1 pseudogene is annotated in these 335 nt (G+C 58.8%); it reads right to left on the reverse strand.

The features are described from left to right. Window positions 1-8: 8 nt before the first annotated feature. Window positions 9-335, reverse strand: a pseudogene (locus FEF26_RS15610) (adenosine deaminase); the annotation flags it as partial.

Consider the following 335-nt stretch of genomic DNA (forward strand, 5'->3'; position numbering starts at 1 on the left):
AGGTCCCGTTATCCTGCGATCCACCGGTCGATCTCAGAGTGCAGTTCCTTGGCCCGTGAATCCTCAATGAAGCTCGAATCCACAGAGTTCCTGGCCAGGTGGGCCAGCTGATCTCTGCTCAGACCAAAAGTCTGCTGGATGGCGGTGTAGTTGGTGTCCACATACCCGCCGAAATAGGCAGGATCATCAGAATGGATGGAGATACTCAACCCGGCCTCCAACATGGCAGGCAGCGGATGCTCAGCCAAGGTCGAAACCCCTCGCAGCGCCACATTAGACAGCGGGCACACGGTCAAGGGAACCTGCTCCCGCACCAGCCGCGCCACAAGCTCTGG

It is taken from the genome of Nesterenkonia salmonea (assembly GCF_005771525.1).
Classification (GTDB): Bacteria; Actinomycetota; Actinomycetes; order Actinomycetales; family Micrococcaceae; genus Nesterenkonia; species Nesterenkonia salmonea.